At 69.9% G+C, this 17,520-nt stretch carries 17 protein-coding genes and 1 tRNA gene; 7 read left to right on the forward strand and 11 right to left on the reverse strand.

The features are described from left to right. Positions 1–41: 41 nt before the first annotated feature. The 4 genes from ligD to LVB77_RS11050 form a co-directional block, all read right to left on the reverse strand. The gene (ligD, locus tag LVB77_RS11035) at positions 42–2,594 is read right to left on the reverse strand and encodes a DNA ligase D (RefSeq protein ID WP_232906171.1); all 2,553 of its coding nucleotides are present in this window, start codon (positions 2,592–2,594) and stop codon (positions 42–44) included. Between the two features lie 42 nt (positions 2,595–2,636). Continuing rightward, the gene (locus tag LVB77_RS11040; RefSeq protein WP_232906172.1) at positions 2,637–2,882 is read right to left on the reverse strand and encodes a hypothetical protein; all 246 of its coding nucleotides are present in this window, start codon (positions 2,880–2,882) and stop codon (positions 2,637–2,639) included. Between the two features lie 291 nt (positions 2,883–3,173). Next, positions 3,174–3,947, reverse strand: coding sequence for a LytTR family DNA-binding domain-containing protein (locus LVB77_RS11045; protein ID WP_232906173.1), 774 nt, complete (start codon positions 3,945–3,947; stop codon positions 3,174–3,176). Further along, positions 3,944–5,053 carry a histidine kinase gene (locus tag LVB77_RS11050; protein WP_232906174.1) on the reverse strand — a complete coding sequence of 370 codons (1,110 nt, stop codon included), beginning with the start codon at positions 5,051–5,053 and terminating at the stop codon, positions 3,944–3,946. The genes LVB77_RS11045 and LVB77_RS11050 overlap by 4 nt, the downstream gene beginning before the upstream one ends. Positions 5,054–5,195: 142 nt before the next feature. On the opposite strand from LVB77_RS11050, the gene LVB77_RS11055 reads away from it, so the two are divergent. Further along, positions 5,196–5,672, forward strand: coding sequence for a hypothetical protein (locus LVB77_RS11055; protein ID WP_232906175.1), 477 nt, complete (start codon positions 5,196–5,198; stop codon positions 5,670–5,672). Between the two features lie 18 nt (positions 5,673–5,690). Here the strand turns inward: LVB77_RS11055 and LVB77_RS11060 are convergent, their stop codons facing one another. Continuing rightward, positions 5,691–5,930 carry a hypothetical protein gene (locus tag LVB77_RS11060; RefSeq protein ID WP_232906176.1) on the reverse strand — a complete coding sequence of 80 codons (240 nt, stop codon included), beginning with the start codon at positions 5,928–5,930 and terminating at the stop codon, positions 5,691–5,693. Between the two features lie 206 nt (positions 5,931–6,136). Here LVB77_RS11060 and LVB77_RS11065 point away from each other — a divergent pair, with 206 nt between their 5' ends. Continuing rightward, positions 6,137–6,577: a MarR family winged helix-turn-helix transcriptional regulator gene (locus LVB77_RS11065; protein WP_232906177.1), complete on the forward strand. Its 441-nt coding sequence runs from the start codon at positions 6,137–6,139 to the stop codon at positions 6,575–6,577. Positions 6,578–6,676: 99 nt separating this feature from the next. Next, positions 6,677–8,209, forward strand: coding sequence for an aldehyde dehydrogenase family protein (locus tag LVB77_RS11070; RefSeq protein WP_232906178.1), 1,533 nt, complete (start codon positions 6,677–6,679; stop codon positions 8,207–8,209). A 13-nt stretch (positions 8,210–8,222) separates the two neighbouring features. Here LVB77_RS11070 and LVB77_RS11075 read toward each other — a convergent pair whose 3' ends face one another. Further along, positions 8,223–9,356, reverse strand: a complete 1,134-nt coding sequence (locus tag LVB77_RS11075) for an acyl-CoA desaturase (protein WP_232906179.1) — start codon at positions 9,354–9,356, stop codon at positions 8,223–8,225. A gap of 17 nt (positions 9,357–9,373) precedes the next feature. Beyond that, positions 9,374–10,492: a ferredoxin reductase gene (locus tag LVB77_RS11080; RefSeq protein WP_232906180.1), complete on the reverse strand. Its 1,119-nt coding sequence runs from the start codon at positions 10,490–10,492 to the stop codon at positions 9,374–9,376. A gap of 85 nt (positions 10,493–10,577) precedes the next feature. Here LVB77_RS11080 and fabR point away from each other — a divergent pair, with 85 nt between their 5' ends. Next, positions 10,578–11,231, forward strand: coding sequence for an HTH-type transcriptional repressor FabR (gene fabR / locus LVB77_RS11085; protein WP_232906181.1), 654 nt, complete (start codon positions 10,578–10,580; stop codon positions 11,229–11,231). A gap of 105 nt (positions 11,232–11,336) precedes the next feature. Here fabR and LVB77_RS11090 read toward each other — a convergent pair whose 3' ends face one another. After that, positions 11,337–11,609 carry a hypothetical protein gene (locus LVB77_RS11090; RefSeq protein ID WP_232906182.1) on the reverse strand — a complete coding sequence of 91 codons (273 nt, stop codon included), beginning with the start codon at positions 11,607–11,609 and terminating at the stop codon, positions 11,337–11,339. A 474-nt stretch (positions 11,610–12,083) separates the two neighbouring features. On the opposite strand from LVB77_RS11090, the gene LVB77_RS11095 reads away from it, so the two are divergent. Further along, entirely contained in the window at positions 12,084–13,361 is a 1,278-nt protein-coding gene (locus LVB77_RS11095; RefSeq protein ID WP_232906183.1) for a nucleotide sugar dehydrogenase, read from the forward strand. Positions 13,362–13,504: 143 nt separating this feature from the next. Further along, the gene (locus LVB77_RS11100) at positions 13,505–15,127 is read left to right on the forward strand and encodes an FMN-binding glutamate synthase family protein (protein ID WP_232906184.1); all 1,623 of its coding nucleotides are present in this window, start codon (positions 13,505–13,507) and stop codon (positions 15,125–15,127) included. A 143-nt stretch (positions 15,128–15,270) separates the two neighbouring features. Here the strand turns inward: LVB77_RS11100 and arsC are convergent, their stop codons facing one another. The 3 genes from arsC to LVB77_RS11115 all read right to left on the reverse strand — a co-directional run bounded on the left by arsC (position 15,271) and on the right by LVB77_RS11115 (position 16,771). Next, on the reverse strand, positions 15,271–15,630 hold the full coding sequence (arsC, locus tag LVB77_RS11105; protein ID WP_232906185.1) for an arsenate reductase (glutaredoxin): 360 nt from the start codon (positions 15,628–15,630) through the stop codon (positions 15,271–15,273). A gap of 136 nt (positions 15,631–15,766) precedes the next feature. Continuing rightward, positions 15,767–15,841, reverse strand: a tRNA-Val gene (locus LVB77_RS11110). A 75-nt stretch (positions 15,842–15,916) separates the two neighbouring features. Next, positions 15,917–16,771 (reverse strand): hypothetical protein, encoded by an 855-nt coding sequence (locus LVB77_RS11115; RefSeq protein WP_232906186.1) that lies wholly within the window; start codon positions 16,769–16,771, stop codon positions 15,917–15,919. Between the two features lie 155 nt (positions 16,772–16,926). Here LVB77_RS11115 and LVB77_RS11120 point away from each other — a divergent pair, with 155 nt between their 5' ends. Then, positions 16,927–17,331 (forward strand): phasin family protein, encoded by a 405-nt coding sequence (locus tag LVB77_RS11120; protein ID WP_232906187.1) that lies wholly within the window; start codon positions 16,927–16,929, stop codon positions 17,329–17,331. Positions 17,332–17,520 lie beyond the last annotated feature (189 nt).

Below are 17,520 nucleotides of genomic sequence, written 5' to 3' on the forward strand. Positions count from 1 at the left end.
GCGTTTGATGCGGCTGAAGCCCGGCCCAACGGACGCGTGCGTCATGTGCGCGACCGCCGCACGAGCAGGGCGGCGACCCTGTTCAGGTCCTGCGACACGCGTTCGATCCCGGCCCAGGGATGCGCTTTGAGGCGCGCGATGCGACGCAGCGCCGAATCGATGTCGAAGGCGTCGCCGGATTTGATCCGGCCCAGTTCCTCCCAGCGCAATGGCATGGCCACCGGCGCGCCTTCGCGCGCGCGCAGCGAGAACGAGGCGACGCTGGTGGCGCCGCGGCCGTTGCGTAGGTAGTCGATGAAGATCTTGTTGCGGCGGAACTTCTTGCTGGCGCTGGCCACGTACTTGAGCGGCTCGGCGGCCGCCATCGATTCGGCGAAGCTGTGCGCGAAGGGCTTCACCTGCGACCAGTCGCACGCCGGCCTCAGCGGCACCACCACGTGCAGGCCCTTGCCGCCCGAGGTCCTGACGTAGCTGCGCAGCTTCATCGCGTCCAGCAGCGTGCGGATCTTGCGCGCCGCGGCCACCACCTCGGCCCAGGCCACGCCGGGTCCGGGATCCAGATCGAAGACCATGCGGTCGGCGAGGTCCGGCGCGGCGGCGAGCGCGCCCCAGGGGTGGAACTCCAGCGTGTTGAACTGCACCAGTTCCATCAGCCCGGCCGCGTCGCGCACCACCAGATACTCCGCGCGTGCGCCGGATTCTTCCTTGAGGGGGACGGCGTCTACGCGCTCCAGGCCGGCCATGAGGTGTTTCTGGAAGAAGCAGGGGCGCGTCGCGCCCTGCGGGCAGCGGATCACCGACAGCGGACGATCGACGATTTCCGGCAGCAGCCAGTCCATCGCGCGCCGGTAATAGTCGGCGACGTCCTGCTTGGTGGTGCCGCGATCGGGGAAGACGACGCGGGTGGGGCTGGTCAGTTGCATCTCGTTCTCCGCCGGGGCGGCCTTGGCGCCGCTGTGCGAGCGCTTCCTGGTCGGCTTGGCGCGCGCGGCGGGCGCGCGATCGGCGTCGGCCAAGTCGGCCGGCGCCTTGTCGCTGCGCACCGCCTTCAGCGATGGCTGACGCAGCAGGCCGTGACCGCCCGTGCCGCGATAGTGGACCTCGACCACCGCGCGCGGCGCGAACCAGCGCGCGCTGCGCAGGTCGGTGTCGTGCGGCGGCACGTGCACGCTGGGCTGCGCCTGGGTGCGGCGTTCCAGCATCGGCGTCAGCGCGTCGATCAGCGTCTGCGAGAAGCCGCTGCCGACCTTGCCGGCGTAGACCCAGCCGTGCTCGGGGTCCGGGCGCGCCAGCAACAGCGAGCCGAATCCCTGCCGCTGCCCCTTCGGCGCGGTGTAGCCGACCACGGCGAATTCGTCGCTGCTCAGGCGCTTGCTCTTGCGCCAGTCGTCGCCGCGGCCGGCGTGGTAGGCGCTGTCGGCGCGCTTGGACACGATGCCCTCGTAATGGCGCTCGCTGGCCACCGCATACGCGCGCGCGCCATCGCCGACGATATGCGAGCTCAGGCCCAGCCGCGCCGGTGGCGGCGTCAGCAGTTTCGCCAGCAATGCCTTGCGTTCGATCAGTCCGGCCTGGCGCAGGTCCACCCCTTGCAGGTGCGGCAGGTCGAACAGCATCAGGATCAGCGGGCCGGATTTGTCGCCCGACAGCACCGACTGCAGCAGGTTGAAGTCGGCCTTGGTGCCGGCGCCGGCGATCAGCTCGCCGTCGAGCTGGGCCTCACGCAGGCCCAGGGTCTCGATCGCGCTCACGATCTCGGGCAGGCGCTGGGTCCATTCCAGCGCGTTGCGTGACCACAGCCGCACCGCGCCGTCCACCACCGTCACCAGCAAGCGATAGCCGTCCCATTTGATTTCGTGCACCCAAGCCTCGCCCGTGGGCGGGCTCTCGTGCAGGCGCGCCAACTGCGGCGCGAACGCGGCATCGCGGATGCGCGCGCGCTTGGCGCCCGTCAGCGCCAGCGCCTTGGCCGCCCAGTCGATGCGCCGTCGCCGCTTCGGCGCCGCGACCGTCTTGAGTCGCTTCTTGCCGGCCTTGCCGGTGCCGGCGCGCTTGCGGTCGGCGGCCGGGGCGGCGGTCACGTCGCCGAGCAGGTCGTCGGCTTCCAGCGTGCCCGCGTATTCGTCGGCGTCCTTGAACAACAGCCATTGCGGTTGCCGCGCGGCCTTGCCGGAGCGGACCAGGTGCCAAGCGCCCTTGAGCTTGCTGCCGTGCAAGGCGAAACGCAGATGGCCCTTGGCCAACTGGGTTTCGGCGTCGCCGTCGGTGGTCCATACGCCGTGGTCGAACCGGGCGACATGGCCCGCGCCGTATTCGCCGCTGGGAATGTCGCCCTCGAAGCCCGCATAGCTCAAGGGATGATCCTCGACCTCCACCGCCATGCGTTTGACCTGGGGATCGTAGGACGGCCCCTTGGGCACCGCCCAGCTCTTCAGGGCATCGCCGACCTGCAGGCGGAAGTCGTAATGGCGGTGGCTGGCATGATGCAGCTGCACCACGAATATCGGACGCGCGGCGCGCCGCGCGGTGGCGTCGAGACCGGGCTCGCGGGTCTTATCGAAGCGCCGCTTGCGCTGGTACTCGCTCAGGCTCATGTCGGCGCCCGCCTGTCAGGGCGCGGGCCGCGGAGCACGGTCTCAACCGTGCGCCGGCTGCGCCACGGAGAGCAGGAACGAGCGACCCATGCGGTCGGACAGGATCCGCTTGATCTGCTCCAGGCTGCTGCTCTGGTAGGCGTAGGCGGTGACGTTCTGCGGGCCGTGGTAGTACTCGTAGTGGTGGCCGTCCTGGCTGCGACGGATCGAGCCGACGGTGACGCCGTCGCAAAATACCTGGGTGGATTCGTCGGGTGTCGTTCCCTGTTCGCGGAACGTGACTTGCATGGCGGACTCCTTGCGATGCGCGATTCCGAAACCCGATGGTGCTTGCCGCCGCGTGCACGCGGCGTTAGCTGAGCGCGCTTCGCGCCGCGAATTTCTTAACGGTTAATGTTCGTGGGCTGAAGACGGTCGACGCATGGGCGTGCCGCTGCAAACATGGCCTAGCGGCCGATCCTATGCAGGAGGCGCTGCAGACCAATATCGCCGGTTACTTGCATATGGCGCACGCGGCCCTAACGGCATCGTGTTGCCGGTGATGGGCGGGTCGCGCGGCGGGCGCCGGCGGCGCCTCGCTCAGTCTTCCTGCCGCGTCGTCGCCAGGCGCAGAAAGGCCTCGTGCTGATAGCGGCTCATGCGCAGCTGCTGGCCGCTGTCCATGGTGACCACGTGATGGCCGTTGAACCAGGGATGGACGGTCTTCACCCGGCGCAGATTGACGATCGCCGAGCGGTGCACGCGCGCGAAGCGGCGCGGGTCCAGGCGCGCGGCCAGCGCGGTCATGGTCTCGCGCAGTTCGTGCACGCGGTCGGCCAGATGGATCTGCACCAGGTTGCCGTTGGCCTTGATCCAGACCACGTCGTCGACGGCGACGAACACCAGATGCTCGTCCACGCGCACGGGGATGCGCTCCAGGTAATCGTCGCGGCGGCGCAGGGCCTCCAGCGCCTGCAGGATCTGCGCCGAGGACGCCTCGTTGGCGCTGGCCGAGACACGCGCCTTGGCGCGCAGCAGGGTGGCGGCGAAGCGCTCGCGGCTGAACGGCTTGACCAGATAGTCCAGCGCGTTGGCCTCGAAGGCGCGCACCGCGTACTGCTCGTAGGCGGTGACGAAGATCGTCGCCGGCATGCGGTCGGCGCCGATCTCGGCGACCACTTCCATGCCGGTCATGGCCGGCATCTGGATGTCCAGAAACACCAGGTCGGGCCGCTGGCTGCGGATCGCCACCACCGCCGAGGCGCCGTCGCCGCATTCGCCCAGCACCCGGATCTGCGGGTCGTCGCGCAGCAGGCGCAGCACCGCGCGGCGCGCGATCGGCTCGTCGTCGACGACCAGCGCGGTCAGGCTCATGCGACGACATGCTCCGGCGCGTCGTCGGTTTCATCGAGTTCGCGCAGCGGCAGGCGGATGCGGCAGGCCACGCCCTGCGGCCAGACCATGTCCAGGCGGATGTCGGCGGCATCGCCGTAGAGTTCGCGCAGGCGCAGACGGGTGTTGGACAGGCCGATGCCGTGGCCGGCCGGCTCGCCGCCTTGCTCCAGCGTGCTGTTGCGGTTGCGCACCTCGATGCGCAGCTGGCCGTCCTCGCGCCGGCTTTCGATCTCGATGCAGTCCTCGCCCACGCGTCGGCCGATGCCGTGGCGGATCGCGTTTTCGACGATGGGCTGCAGCAGCAGGCTGGGCACGGCGCAATCGAGGGTGTCCGGGGCGATGTAGATGCGCGTGTCCAGGCGGTCCTTGAAGCGCGTGCGCTGTATGCCCAGGTACAGATCCAACAAGGCCAGCTCGCGGCGCAGGCTGATCTCCTGGCCGTCGTAGTCCTCCAGGAACGCGCGCAGCAGTTCGCTCAGGCGCAGCAGCATGTCTTCCGCCGACAGCGTGTCCTCGTCCAGCAAGGTCACGATCGCGTGCAGGGTATTGAACAGGAAGTGCGGTTGCAGCTGGCTCTTGAGCGCCAGCAGGCGCGACTGCGCCAGTTCCGTGGCCAGCCGGCTGGCCTCCAGTTCGCGCCGCGCCTGCTCGGCGCGGAAATGCAGGGCCTGTTGGATCGCCAGCAGCGCCCAGTAGGTTAGCAGCCCGATCGCGATGTACTTGCTCGCGAACTGCCAGAACTGCTCGCCGAAGCTGCTGGGTTCGGTGAAGCTGGAAATCGTCGCGCCCGCCACCACCGCGATCAGCGTGACGCCCAGGCTGGCGCCCAGGTGCAGCGCCAGCGCGCCCAGACGCAGCGGCGCGCGCAAGGGGTGGCGCTCGCCGAGGCGGAACACCACCGGCGCGAGCGCGGCCCACACGCCCCATTGGATAGCCGACCAGCGCAGGTAATCCGAGGGCGCCCAGGGATCGCCGTTGACGATGTCGTCGAACAAGCCCTGCAGCGCGAACGCCAGCACCACCGCCGACCACAGGGCGAGGTAGCGGGACAGGCCGATTTCGGTGCTGCCGAGGCGGACGTTCATCGCGGACCGGAAGGGCGGGGATGTCCGCATCCTAGGCGCAGCGCCGGCCGCCTGGAAGCGCCGTCGGCCGCCGCTACGATTCGCCACCGCGCTACGACGATTCGTCCCGAATCGCTAGGCGCGGCGGCGCGCGACTGCCTTGATGGCCACGCCGGCCGCGCGGATTCGCGCCGGGCCAGGTCCCATCCCTACGCAGGAGCCCGTCATGCGCACCCAGCCTTTCGGTCGAATTCCTTCCCGTCTCATCCGCCGCGCCGGCGCGGCGTTGGCGCTATGCCTGGTCGCGATGCCGGCCGCGTACGCCCTGGCTGGCGAGCGCTACGTGGTCGTGATCAATCGCGCCCACGACAGCGTGGTCGGCCTGTCGACCGCCGTAGCGGGGCAAGACGATTACCGCGACGCCGCGCTCGGCGAGCCGCTGCGCGGCGGCGGCGCGACGGCGACGATCGAATTGCAAGGGGAAGGCTGCCTGCGCGATTTCCGGGTCGCGTTCCGCGACGGCCGCCAGCAGCTCTATCGCGACGTGGACGTCTGCCGTCGGCAGCGGTTGCAACTGCGTCCCTTCCCGCGCGATGCGGCCTCGCGCCGACACGACGGTGCCGCATCGGCGCGAGATTGAGCGCATGCCGTCGCGGGCCTAGATCATCAGGCCCGTGGCGAGCAGCGGCGACAGACCCGCGCGCACGCCCAGCAGACGCTTGAGTTCGTCCAGGCTGGCATTGCTGTAGGCGTAGGCGAAGTCGTTGAGCACGCCGTGGTAGTACTCGTAGCGCGTGTGATCGGCGCTGCGGCGTATCCAGCCCACGTGCTCGCCCTTGTAACGCACCTCGATCTGCAAGCCCGTGTCCGTGACGATTTCCAGGTAGGCCAGGTCCATGCTTCCCTCGCGCATTGGTGGCGACGGCGGCACCTTGCCTGCGCCTGCATGAACGTATCGGGTCTCGCGGCGAACGCGCGTTGAAGCGGTATGGGTTTGTGAAAACGACGTCGTCGTGCTCGATCGCGCGCCGTGCTAGGGCGTGGCGATTGACGTTTGCGTCGCGGCGGTCCAACAATCCGCCGGCCCACTCCAGCGGAATCGTCATGCCGGCCAGCCGTGACATCGAGATACTCAACCTGGTCAACGCGATAGTGCATCAGGCGACGGCGCGCATGCAGCGTTCGTTGCGCGAGGCCGAGGTCGGGTTGGCGGCAATGGAAGCGCGTACGCTGCGCTTCATCGCCCGGCATCCGGCCTGCACGCAGAACGACATCGTGCGCGAGAGCGGGCGCGACAAGGCGCAGGTCGCGCGTATCGTCAAGACGCTGATCGAGCGCGACAACGTGCGGCGACTGCCGGACGAAGCCGGTCAGAAGCGACAGCGCCTGGCCGTGACCGCCAGCGGCGAGAGCACGCACGAAACCGCCGAAGGCCTGCGCGCCGCGGTCGCGCGCGACCTGCTGGCCGATCTGAGCGCGGCCGAGCGCGCGCAGTTGCACAAGCTGCTCGCGCGCATGGCGCAGGCGCCGCCGGATCCGTCCTGATTGGTTGATTTTATCAACTTCATAGCTCATAGTTGATATTGTCAACACGGCGCCCGCGACAGCGCGTGCGCCTCTTTCCGACTAGGGACTCCCATCGTCATGAGCTCCAACGAACTTCTCACCGGCGCCGTGGCCGTCCGCGACGATGCCGCCGAACTGGCGCGCCTGCGCGCCGATCTTTCGGCGCAGGCGCCGAACCTGCTGATCGACGGACATTGGCGGCCCGCTGCGTCCGGCGCGACGCTGGACGTGGACGACCCGGCCACCGGCGCGGTAATCGCGCGTATCGCCGCGGGCGATGCGCAGGACGTGGAGCATGCGGTGGCCGCGGCGCGGCGCGCGTTCCGCGACGGGCCGTGGCCGCGTTTGCCAGCCTCGAAGCGGGCGGCCCTGCTGTTCGCGCTGGCCGACGCGATCGAGCGCGAGCAGGGGCGCTTCGCCTTGCTCGAATCCCTGGACGCCGGCCATAGCCTGGCCTCGATCCGCGCGGGCGACCTGCCGCTGGGGCTGCGCTCCTTGCGCGACTACGCGGGGTGGGCGACCAAGATCGCCGGCGAAGTGCCGATGCGTTCCAGCGAGCAGGCGGGGATGGACTATTTCCTGCGCGAGCCCATCGGCGTGGTCGCGATCGTCACCCCCTGGAACGCGCCGTTCCTGATGGTGCTGCAGAAGCTGGGCGCCGCGCTCGCGGCCGGTTGCACGGTGGTGATCAAACCGGCCGAACTGGCGCCGCTGTCGGCGCTGCGTATCGGCGAGCTATGCGCGCGCGTCGGCCTGCCCGACGGCGTGGTCAACGTCGTGACCGGCACCGGGCTGGCGGCCGGGCAGGCGCTGGCCGAGCACCCCGACGTCAACCTGATCAGTTTTACCGGGTCCACCCAGGTCGGCCGATCGATCATGGCCGCGGCCGCGCGCAGCAACCTGAAACGGGTCGTGCTGGAACTGGGCGGCAAGTCGCCGGTGCTGGTGCTGGGCGACGCCGACCTGGACCGGGCGGCGCGCGCGATCGTCGCGGAGATCGTGTTCAAGAGCGGCCAGTACTGCGCCGCCGGCTCCCGCGTTTACGTACAGGCGTCGCTGCACGAGGCCTTGCTGGAGCGCCTGCGCGCGGGCATGGACGGCGTGCGCATCGATGCGGGATACGCCGCCGGCTGCGAGATGGGGCCGATGATTTCGCAGGCCCAACGCGAGCGTGCGCAGGAGATCGTCGACCACAGCCTGGCCGAGGGTGCGCGGGCCTTGACCGGCGGGCGCGCCCGACCGGGGGCGGGCTACTTCTACCCGCCGACCCTGCTGACCGGCGTCGAGTCGCACATGCGCGCGGTGCGCGAGGAGATCTTCGCGCCGGTGCTGACGGTGATGCCTTTCGCCGACGACGCGTCCGCGGCGCAGATCGCCGCGCTGGCGAACGATTCGCACTATGGCCTGTCGGCCAAGCTGTGGTCGCGCGACCTGCGCAACGTGCACGAGCTGATCGGGCGCATCGAGAGCGGGCAGGTGATCGTCAACGGCGGCGGCGGCGAGGCCACGCTGCCGTTCGGCGGGGTCAAGCAGTCCGGCTACGGCCGCGAGAACGGCCACGTCGGCCTGTCGGCGTTCACCGAGATCAAGGCGGTGCGGCTGGGTTATTGAGCCGCGCCGCGCATCACGCCGACGAGCGCGCCAGGCGCGCGCGCTTCACCGGCGGGCGGCTGGGCAGGGCGTGGCGCAGGATGCGCCAGACCACCTGGCCGAACTGGCGCGGCAGCGAGCCGGTGTTGTAGTGCTGGCCGTAGCGCGCGCAGATCGCGCGCACGTCCACCGCCATCGCCGCGTAGCGGTGGGCGGGAATGTCGGGGAAGAAGTGGTGTTCGATCTGATGGCTGAGGTTGCCCGTCATCAGGTCCATCAGGCGGCCGCCGGTGAGGTTGGAGGAGCCGCGCAGCTGGCGCAGGTACCAATGGCCGCGCGATTCGTTCTTCACCGATTCCTTGGCGAAGGTTTCGGCGTCGGCGGTGAAGTGGCCGCAGAAGATCACGGTGTAGGTCCACAGGTTGCGCAGCACGTTGGCCACGATGTTGCCCAGCAGCACCGGCAGGAAGAACGGGCCGGCCAGCAGCGGGAAGAACAGGTAGTCCTTGATCAGCTGGCGCGCCATCTTGCGGCCGACCGGACGGAAGTTCTTACGCATCTGCGCGTTGCTGATCTTGCCGTACCACCAGCGGCCCAGGCGCAGGTCCTGGATCGCCACGCCCCACTCGAACAGCACGGCGAAGATCACCGCCACGATCGGCTGGAACAGGTAGAACGGCCGCCAGCGCTGCTCCGGGAACAGACGCAGCAGGCCGTAGCCGATGTCGTCGTCCATGCCGCGCACGTTGGTCCAGGTGTGGTGCTGGTAGTTGTGGGTTTTGCGCCAGTTGTCGCCGGTGGCGACGATGTCCCATTCGTAGGTCTTGCCGTCCAGGTGCGGGTCGCGCATCCAGTCGTACTGGCCGTGCATGACGTTGTGGCCCAGCTCCATGTTCTCCAGGATCTTGGACAAGGCCAGCAGCAGCACGCCGACGATCCAGGCCGGGATCAGCAGGCCGGACACGAAGGCGCCGCCGATCGCGCCGATCATCAGCGCCAGGCGTCCGCCCAGGCCGGTCCAGCGCACCGCGGCGACGATGCGGCGGATGTAGTCGGCATCGCGCTGGCCGAGTTGGGCGACGGCGCGCGCGCGCACTTCGTCGAGTTCGCGGCCGAAGCTGTCGAGTTCGTCCGGGCTCAGCTTGCGGTTGCGGGTGGTCGTGGTCATGGGGTTCAAGTGGGGGGTCACAGATCGAGGACGAGGTCGCTGGTGGCGCTGTTCACGCACAGGCGCAGCGCGGAGACCGGTTCGTGCTGGGCATCGCCGGTGTGCAGGTGTCGGGTGCTGCCCGAGCGCTTGCCACAGGCGCAGGTGTTGCAGATCCCCATGCGGCAGCCGGAGGCGAGCTTGAGGCCCTGCGCTTCCAGCGCGCCGAGCAGCGATTGCCCGCGCGCCACGGTCACGGTGCGCGCGCTGGCGGCCAGGGTGATTTCCACCGTGCCATCGAGGTCTTCTTGCGTGCGCGGCGGCGGGCTGAAGGCTTCGGCCTGGAACGAAACCGTGCGCGCGGCGAGCAGGGCGCGCGCCTCGTCGACGAAACCGCCGGGACCGCAGGCGTAGACCTCGCGATCGGCGAGGTCGGCGATGGTCGCCAGTTGCGCGGCATCGATGCGGCCTTGGCCTTCGTCGGCCGCATCCGCGGCCTCGCCGGTGAGCAGGAAACGCAGCTGGAAACGCGGATGCGCGGCCGCGTAGCTACGCAGCTCGTCGACGAAGCACAGCTGCTCGCGCTTGCGCGCCCAGTACAGCAGGCTCAGCGGCGCGGGCATGCCGCGTGCGGCCAGCGCGCGGGTCAGCGCGATCAGCGGGGTGATGCCGCTGCCGGCAGCCAGGAACAGGCGCGGCGCGGCGGCGTTCTCGTCCAGTTGCATGTCGCCGAACGCCGGGCCCAGGTCGAGCACGTCGCCGACCTTGGCGCGTTCGCACAGATGGCGGCTGAGCTTGCCGCCGTCGACGGCCTTGACCGTGATGGCGACGCGGCGGTCGCGGCCGGGCAGGCCGGTGGGGCTGTAGCTGCGGGTCACGCGGCAGCCGTCGATCTCGGCGCTGACGTTGAGGTGCTGGCCGGGGCGGCAACCGTGCCAATGACGATTGGGGCGCAGGACCAGGGTCACCGCGTCGGCGGACTCGGCGCGGCGCTCGACGATGCGTGCCAGCGGGCGCTCCCAGGACCAGGTCGGGTGCAGGCGCGAGGCCCAGAAATCGAACACGCGCGGCGACAGCCAGGGGCGCGCCAGGCGCCTGAACGGGCTGTCGGACCGGGCCGGGAGGCGGGTGGAGGCGGGGCGGGGGCGGGCGCTCATGGACGCTACTATACACGTGAGAGCACAAGTGTATAGACAGATGTATATTCGCGCCCCTCGCTATGATGCAGGCCCGATCCCGTTCATGCTCGTTTCTGTGACCCAGCCCTCCATCGCCGCCGACGACGATTCGACCTCCGCGCGCAAGGCCGCGATCTCGCGCGACGACCTGCTGGCCGCGGCGCTGCGCCTGATCGGACCGCACCGCAGCGTGTCCAGCCTCAGCCTGCGCGAGGTCGCGCGCGAGGCCGGGATCGCGCCGAACAGCTTCTACCGCCAGTTCCGCGACATCGACGAGCTGGCGGTGGCGCTGATCGACCTGGCCGGGCAGTCGCTGCGCAAGATCGTCGGCGCCGCGCGCCGGCGCGCGGCGACCAGCCACAGCATCGTGCGCGACTCGGTCACCGCCTTCATGGAACAGGTGCGCGCCGACGACAAGCTGCTGCACGTGCTGCTGCGCGAGGGCACGGTGGGCTCGCATGCGTTCCAGCAGGCGGTGGACCGCGAGCTGACCTTCTTCGAGGAAGAACTGCGCATCGACCTGGTGCGGCTGTCGGCGGCCGAGGGCGCGACGCTGCGCGATCCGGCCCTGGTGGCCAAGGCGATCACGCGCCTGGTGTTCGCGATGGGCGCCACGGCGATGGACTCGCCGCCGGAGAAGGACGCCGAGCTGATCCGGCAGCTCAGCCAGATGGTGCGCATGATCCTGGCCGGCGCGCAGGCGATGGCGCGCGAGTAAAGCGAAGACGACGTGCCCGGGTTGGGGCGCGCCAAGGCCGGGCTTCGGCCGTGCCTGCGATGGCGACGTCGCGCTTGGCGTTGGCCGGCGTGCGAGCGGCCGCGCTCAGGGCGTATTGACGACCAGCGACAGCTGCGGGCGCTTGCGCGGCGGTGCCGCCACTTCGAGATGACGGACCTGGGTGCCGACGGCGAGCTGGCCCGACGGCGCGTAGATCTGCACGCGCACGTCCACGCGGTAGGCCTTGGCGTGCTCGATGGCGTCGTGGCGCGCGGCCGCGCCGGCGGCCTGCAGATCGCGGTGGGCCTCGATGGTGGCCGGACTGCAGATCAGGCTGCCATGGTTGTGCTGTTCGCGGAGTTCGACTCGGTACGGCATGGCGCGGGTCCCGTGGGCGTGAGCGGGGCCGGCCTGGGCGGGCCGGTGGGGCGGGTGGGCATCCTTGGCCGGACGAGGTTCGGGTGCTGATTCGAGAGGGGCTGGTGCGTTCCGTTTTGGGTCGTGCTGCTTGGTACCGTCGTACTTGGTGCTGTTTGCTTCGGATCGTCCTGCTGTCGTGGCGCTGGATCGCTGCCGTTCGAGCCCGCGGCGCCCGACCCCTTGAGTCTGCCTGCGTGCACGGGCCCTGACAGTCGGTCCAGGCCCTAACCGCGTGTAGGAAAAATCCGAATCGTGGCGCTGCGTCCAGCCCCGGTCCGCGGTTCGGCCGTTCGCTGCCCTGGTAACGCATGCTGGCAGTCCAGGATGACAGCCGCGCCTGCGCGCGCCGCGCGAGGCGGCCCCTATAATCGGGCGGCGTCGGGACCGGGCTTCCTGGAACGGCGGCGCTTCCTCATTACGTCAGGGCAGGGCATGCAGGATCTGGCAAGCGCACGCATCGCGGTGATCGGCCTGGGCTATGTCGGGCTGCCGCTCGCGCTCGAACTGGGCAGGCGCTACGACACCCTGGGTTACGACATCGACGCGGCGCGCGTGGCCGCGCTGGCCGCGGGCGAGGACGGCAACGGCGAGGCCGGCGCCGACGAGTTCGCCGCCGCCGCGCGCCTGCGCCTGAGCGCCAATCCCGACGAGCTGCGCGACCGCGACGTGTTCGTGGTCACCGTGCCCACGCCCGTGGACGAGCACAAGCGTCCCGATTTCCAGCCGCTGATCGACGCCAGCCGCCGCATCGGCGCGCTGATGCGCCCGGGGGCGCTGGTGATCTACGAATCCACCGTCTATCCGGGCGCTACCGAGGAGATCTGCGTGCCCGAGCTGGAGCGCGCCTCGGGCCTGCGCTACAACCGCGACTTCCATGTCGGCTACAGCCCGGAACGCATCAATCCCGGCGACCGCACGCGGCGCCTGGTCGACATTCCGAAAGTGACCTCCGGCTCGACCCCGGAGGCGGCCGAGCGCGTCGACGCGCTGTACCGCAGCATCATCCTGGCCGGCACCCACAAGGCGTCCAGCCTGCGCGTGGCCGAGGCGGCGAAGGTGATCGAGAACACCCAGCGCGACGCCAACATCGCCCTGGTCAACGAATTCGCGCTGATCTTCCAGCGCCTGGGCATCGACACCACCGAAGTGCTGGAGGCGGCCGGCACCAAGTGGAATTTCCTGCCGTTCCGTCCCGGCCTGGTCGGCGGGCACTGCATCGGCGTGGACCCGTACTACCTGATCCAGAAGGCGCAGGCCGCCGGCTACCATCCCGACATCTTGCACGCCTGCCGCCGCATCAACGACGCGATGGGCGAGCACGTCGCCGCCGACGTGATCAAGCGCATGATCCAGCGCGGCGTCAACGTCGCCGGCGCGCGCATCCTGATCCTGGGCCTGGCCTTCAAGGAAAATTGCGCCGATCTGCGCAACACCCGCGTGATCGAGCTGGCGCGCCAGTTCGGCGAGTACCGCGCCCAGGTCGACATCCACGATCCCTGGGTTGACGCCGCGCATGCGCGGCGCGAATACGGCGTGGAGGTGGTCGCGCAACCCGAACACGGCGTCTACGACGCGATCGTGCTGGCGGTGGCGCACGATCAGTTCCGCGCCCTGGGCGCGGCCGGCGCGCGTGCCTACGGCCGCGAGGGCGCCTTGCTGTACGACATCAAAAGCCTGTATCCGCACGGGCAGGCCGACGCGCGTTTGTGAGCGGATGCGCTGCGGCATCGTATCGCCGCGCTCCGATGGGTGAGGTCGGCGGGAGATAAAGGGAGCGTCGGGGCGTTCGCTTCCGACCCGCGCAGCGCACGGCCGCGCTATGCTCGCATGAGCCCGCGAACGAACCGCCCGCCATGCGCTATGCCGTCTACATCGCCAGCCTGATCCTGCTGATCGCGTCCTTGCTGGTCGCGAGCCTGTGGCAGCCGGATGGATGGTGGGGCGTGCTGGCGTTCGGCGCCATCGCCGCGTTGGGCACCTGGGATCTGCTGCAGACGCGCAGCACGCTGCGCCGCAACTATCCGGTTCTCGCGCATTTCCGCTACGGCCTGGAGTCGATCGGGCCGGAGATGCGCCAGTACTTCATCGAGTCCGACACCGCCGAGGTGCCGTTCTCGCGACAGCAGCGCGCCCTGGTCTATCAGCGCGCCAAGTCGGTCAACGACGTGCGCCCGTTCGGCACCCAGCAGGACGTGTACGGCCACGACTACGAATGGATCAACCATTCGATGTCGCCGTCGCCGCATGTCGAGCACGACTTCCGCATCGTGATCGGCGCCGACAGCGCGCAGCCGTACTCGGCCAGCGTGTTTAACATTTCGGCGATGAGCTTCGGTTCGCTGTCGGCCAACGCGATCCGCGCGCTCAACCGCGGCGCCAAGCTGGGCGGCTTTTACCACGACACCGGCGAGGGTTCGATCTCGCCCTACCACCGCGAGCACGGCGGCGATCTGGTGTGGGAGATCGGTTCGGGCTACTTCGGTTGTCGCGACGATCAGGGCCGCTTCGACCTGGAGCGCTTCACCGCCGCGGCCGCCGATCCGCAGGTGAAGATGATCGAAATCAAGCTGTCGCAGGGCGCCAAGCCCGGCCACGGCGGCGTGCTGCCGGCGGCCAAGGTCAGCGCCGAGATCTCGGCCACGCGCGGCGTGCCGATGGGCGTGGACTGCGTGTCGCCGGCCAAGCACAGCGCCTTCGATACGCCGCGCGGCCTGCTGGAGTTCGTGGCCCGTCTGCGCGAGGCCTCGGGCGGCAAGCCGACCGGGTTCAAGCTCGCGATCGGCCATCCCTGGGAGTGGTTCGGCATCGCCAAGGCCATGCACGAAACCGGGCTGCTGCCGGACTTCATCGTCGTCGACGGCGCCGAGGGCGGCACCGGCGCGGCGCCGGCCGAATTCATCGACCACGTCGGCGTGCCCATGCACGAGGCGCTGATGCTGGTCCACAACACCCTGGTCGGCCTGGAGCTGCGCGACCGCATCCGCGTCGGCGCGGCCGGGCGCATCACCAGCGCCTTCGACGTCGCCCGTACCCTGGCCATGGGCGCGGACTGGTGCAACGCCGGGCGCGGCTACATGTTCGCGCTGGGCTGCATCCAGGCGCAGAGCTGCCACACCGACCGTTGCCCCACCGGCGTGGCCACCCAGGACCCCAGCCGCTGGCGCCAGCTCGACGTGCCGGACAAGGCCACGCGCGTGTTCCATTTCCACGACAACACGCTCAAGGCCTTGCGCGATCTGTTGTGCGCGGCGGGTCTGTCGCATCCGGACCAGTTGGGCCCCGAGCACATCCTGCGGCGGGTGTCGGCGACGGAAGTGCGCTCCTTGGGCGCGCTGTACAACTTCCTCGCCCCGGGCGACCTGCTGGGACGCATTCCCGGCCATGCCGTGTTCCAGAGCTATTGGGCGAACGCGCGCAGCGATTCGTTCGCGGCGCCGGACAAGGTGGCTTCGTTGCGGGCCAGCAAGTCGTTGTGATCCAGCGGCCGCTGAGCGGCCCTGCCTTCTGTGGGAGCGGCGTACGCCGCGATCGAACCCCGCCTGCCATCGGACTTGCGTCGCGGCGTGCGAGCTCAATCGCGGCTTACGCCGCTCCCACAGGAATCCAAAGCGGCGGCGGCTTAGAGGAGATCGAGCACGCGCTCCGGCGGGCGGCCGATCACCGCGCGGCCGCGGTGCACGAACACCGGCCGCTCGATCAACTGCGGATGCGCGGCCATCGCGGCGATCAGCGTGTCCTCGTCCAGGGCCGGATCGTCCAGGCCCAGCGCGGCGTAGGCGTCCTCGCCGCTGCGCAGCAGCGCGCGCGCGGGCAGCGCCAGCAGATCCAGTAAGGCACGCAGTTCGTCGGCGCCGGGCGCGCTGTCCAGGTAGGCGACGATCTCCGGTTCGATACCGCGCTCGCGCAGCAGCGCCAGCGCGCCGCGCGACTTGGAGCAGCCGGGGTTGTGGTAGAGGCGGGTCGGGTGGGTGTCGCTCATCGCGCGCTCCTGCGGTCGAATGCGCCGATCGGGGCCTGCGGGCGCGGGGCCGGCAACACGGGGGCGGCGGCCCTGCAGCCCGGAACCGGGCGTCGGAAAAGACGAAGGCCGGCTTGCGCCGGCCTTCGTCCGTATCTGGTGGGCGGTACAAGTTTCGAACTTGTGACCCCTGCCGTGTGAAAGCAGTGCTCTACCGCTGAGCTAACCGCCCAAATACTTGGGCCGCAGATTGTAGGGGGCCGGCGCGAACTAGGCAAGCCTGTTCATGCCGGCCCGTGGCCGGGGTTCATTCCAGCTGCGCGCGCGCGTAGGCCCCGTCCAGCGCCTCCATGGCGTCGATGGGCTTGAGCTTGGCGGCTTTTTCGTAGGCCGCAGCCGCCGCGTCCTCCTGCTTGTCGCCGTGCAGCAGCATCAGCACGTTGCCGTGCTCGATGTGCGCGATCGGCGAATCCGGCGTCAGCTTGAGCGCGGCCTTGATGTGCTTGTCGGCCTCGCCGGCCTTGGCGCCGTAGGTGAGGCCGCCGATCATCGAGCCGACCTTGCCGATGATCTCGGCGTGGTACAACGCCATCGCGGTCTGCGCTTCGGCGTGCTTGGGGGCGAGTTCGAGGGTGGCGTCGAGCGCGGCGCGGACCTTGCCGGCGATGCCGGCCTTGAGCGCCTTGGCGATGCTCAGGCCCTGGCTGTAGCGGCCCAGCGCGAACGCGTGGCGGTAGTGGCTGTTGGCCTCGTCCGGCAGCGCCTTGACCGCGGCCTCGGCGAGCTTGGCGGCGTGCTCGTAGCGCTTGAGCTTTTCGGCGTCGTCGTCGACCAGGTAGGTGGCGTGGATGCCCAGCGCCTTGACCGCGACCGATGCGCCGACCGGGCCCAGCGCTTCGCCGGCGTCGAAGGCGGCCTTGAAGTCGCCGCGATGGAAAGCGCGCCACGCGTCCTGCAGCGCGCTGGCGAGCGCGTCGGCGTCCAAGCCCTTGGGCGCGGCCTTGCCGGCGGCCGCGATCAGCGCGGCGGCGCGCTTGGCGTCCGGGTAGGGTTCGGTGTCGCCGGCGTGCAGCTTGGGCCAGGCTTTCTTGAGGGCGTCGCCGGCGTAGGCGTAGCCCTTGGCATCGTGCGGAAAAGCGGCCCAGGCGGATTTCGCGGCCATCTGCGGTCCTTGTCGACAGGTCGGGAGCGCAGCATCCGTCCGCGGACGGTGTTCTGGCAAGGCCCTGCATGGCTAGTGTGATTGCTCCATGGCGCTTGGCCACAGTGACGGTCGAGAAACCGGCCCCCCTCCGGCCGGTCAGCGGAGTACCCGAGATGGCAACCGTCAAACGCAAACCCCGCGCGGCCAAGCAAACCACGCTGCGCCACCTGTGGCTGGCCGGTCTGGGCCTGGTCGCGATCGCCCGCCGCGGCGGCTTCGATGCCGCCGGCCGCGCGGTCGAGCGCGCCGACGCCCTGCAGCGCCGCGCGCAGAAGTTGGTGCGGCAGACGCGCGAGAACATGCGCGCGCAGCTGGACGGCGTGCGTGGCCAGGTCGAACCGCGGGTGATCCAGTTCAGCGCCGAGGTCGAATCGCGACTGGCGCCCGTGCTGGACAAGCTGGGCTTGAAGCCCAAGACCCAGCGCAAGACGCGCAAGCCTGCCAAGGCCAAGAAGAAGCCGGCGCCGGTGCGCCGCGCGGTGCGCAAGCCGGCCAAGCGGGCCGCGCGCAAGGCCTGAGCCTGGACGCGTAGCGAGCGAACGAGGGCGCCGATGGCGCCCTCGTCGTTTGAGCGATGGGGCAGGGGCGCGAACCCCCACTCTTTATGCGCGTCTGTTCCCCCCTTGAAAAAGGGGGGCTAGGGGGATTTGCTCCTGCCCTCAGAAGCAACAGCAAATCCCCCGGCGCCGCCGGCGTGGCCTCGCCCT

Source organism: Lysobacter sp. 5GHs7-4 (assembly GCF_021284765.1).
Lineage (GTDB): Bacteria > Pseudomonadota > Gammaproteobacteria > Xanthomonadales > Xanthomonadaceae > Lysobacter.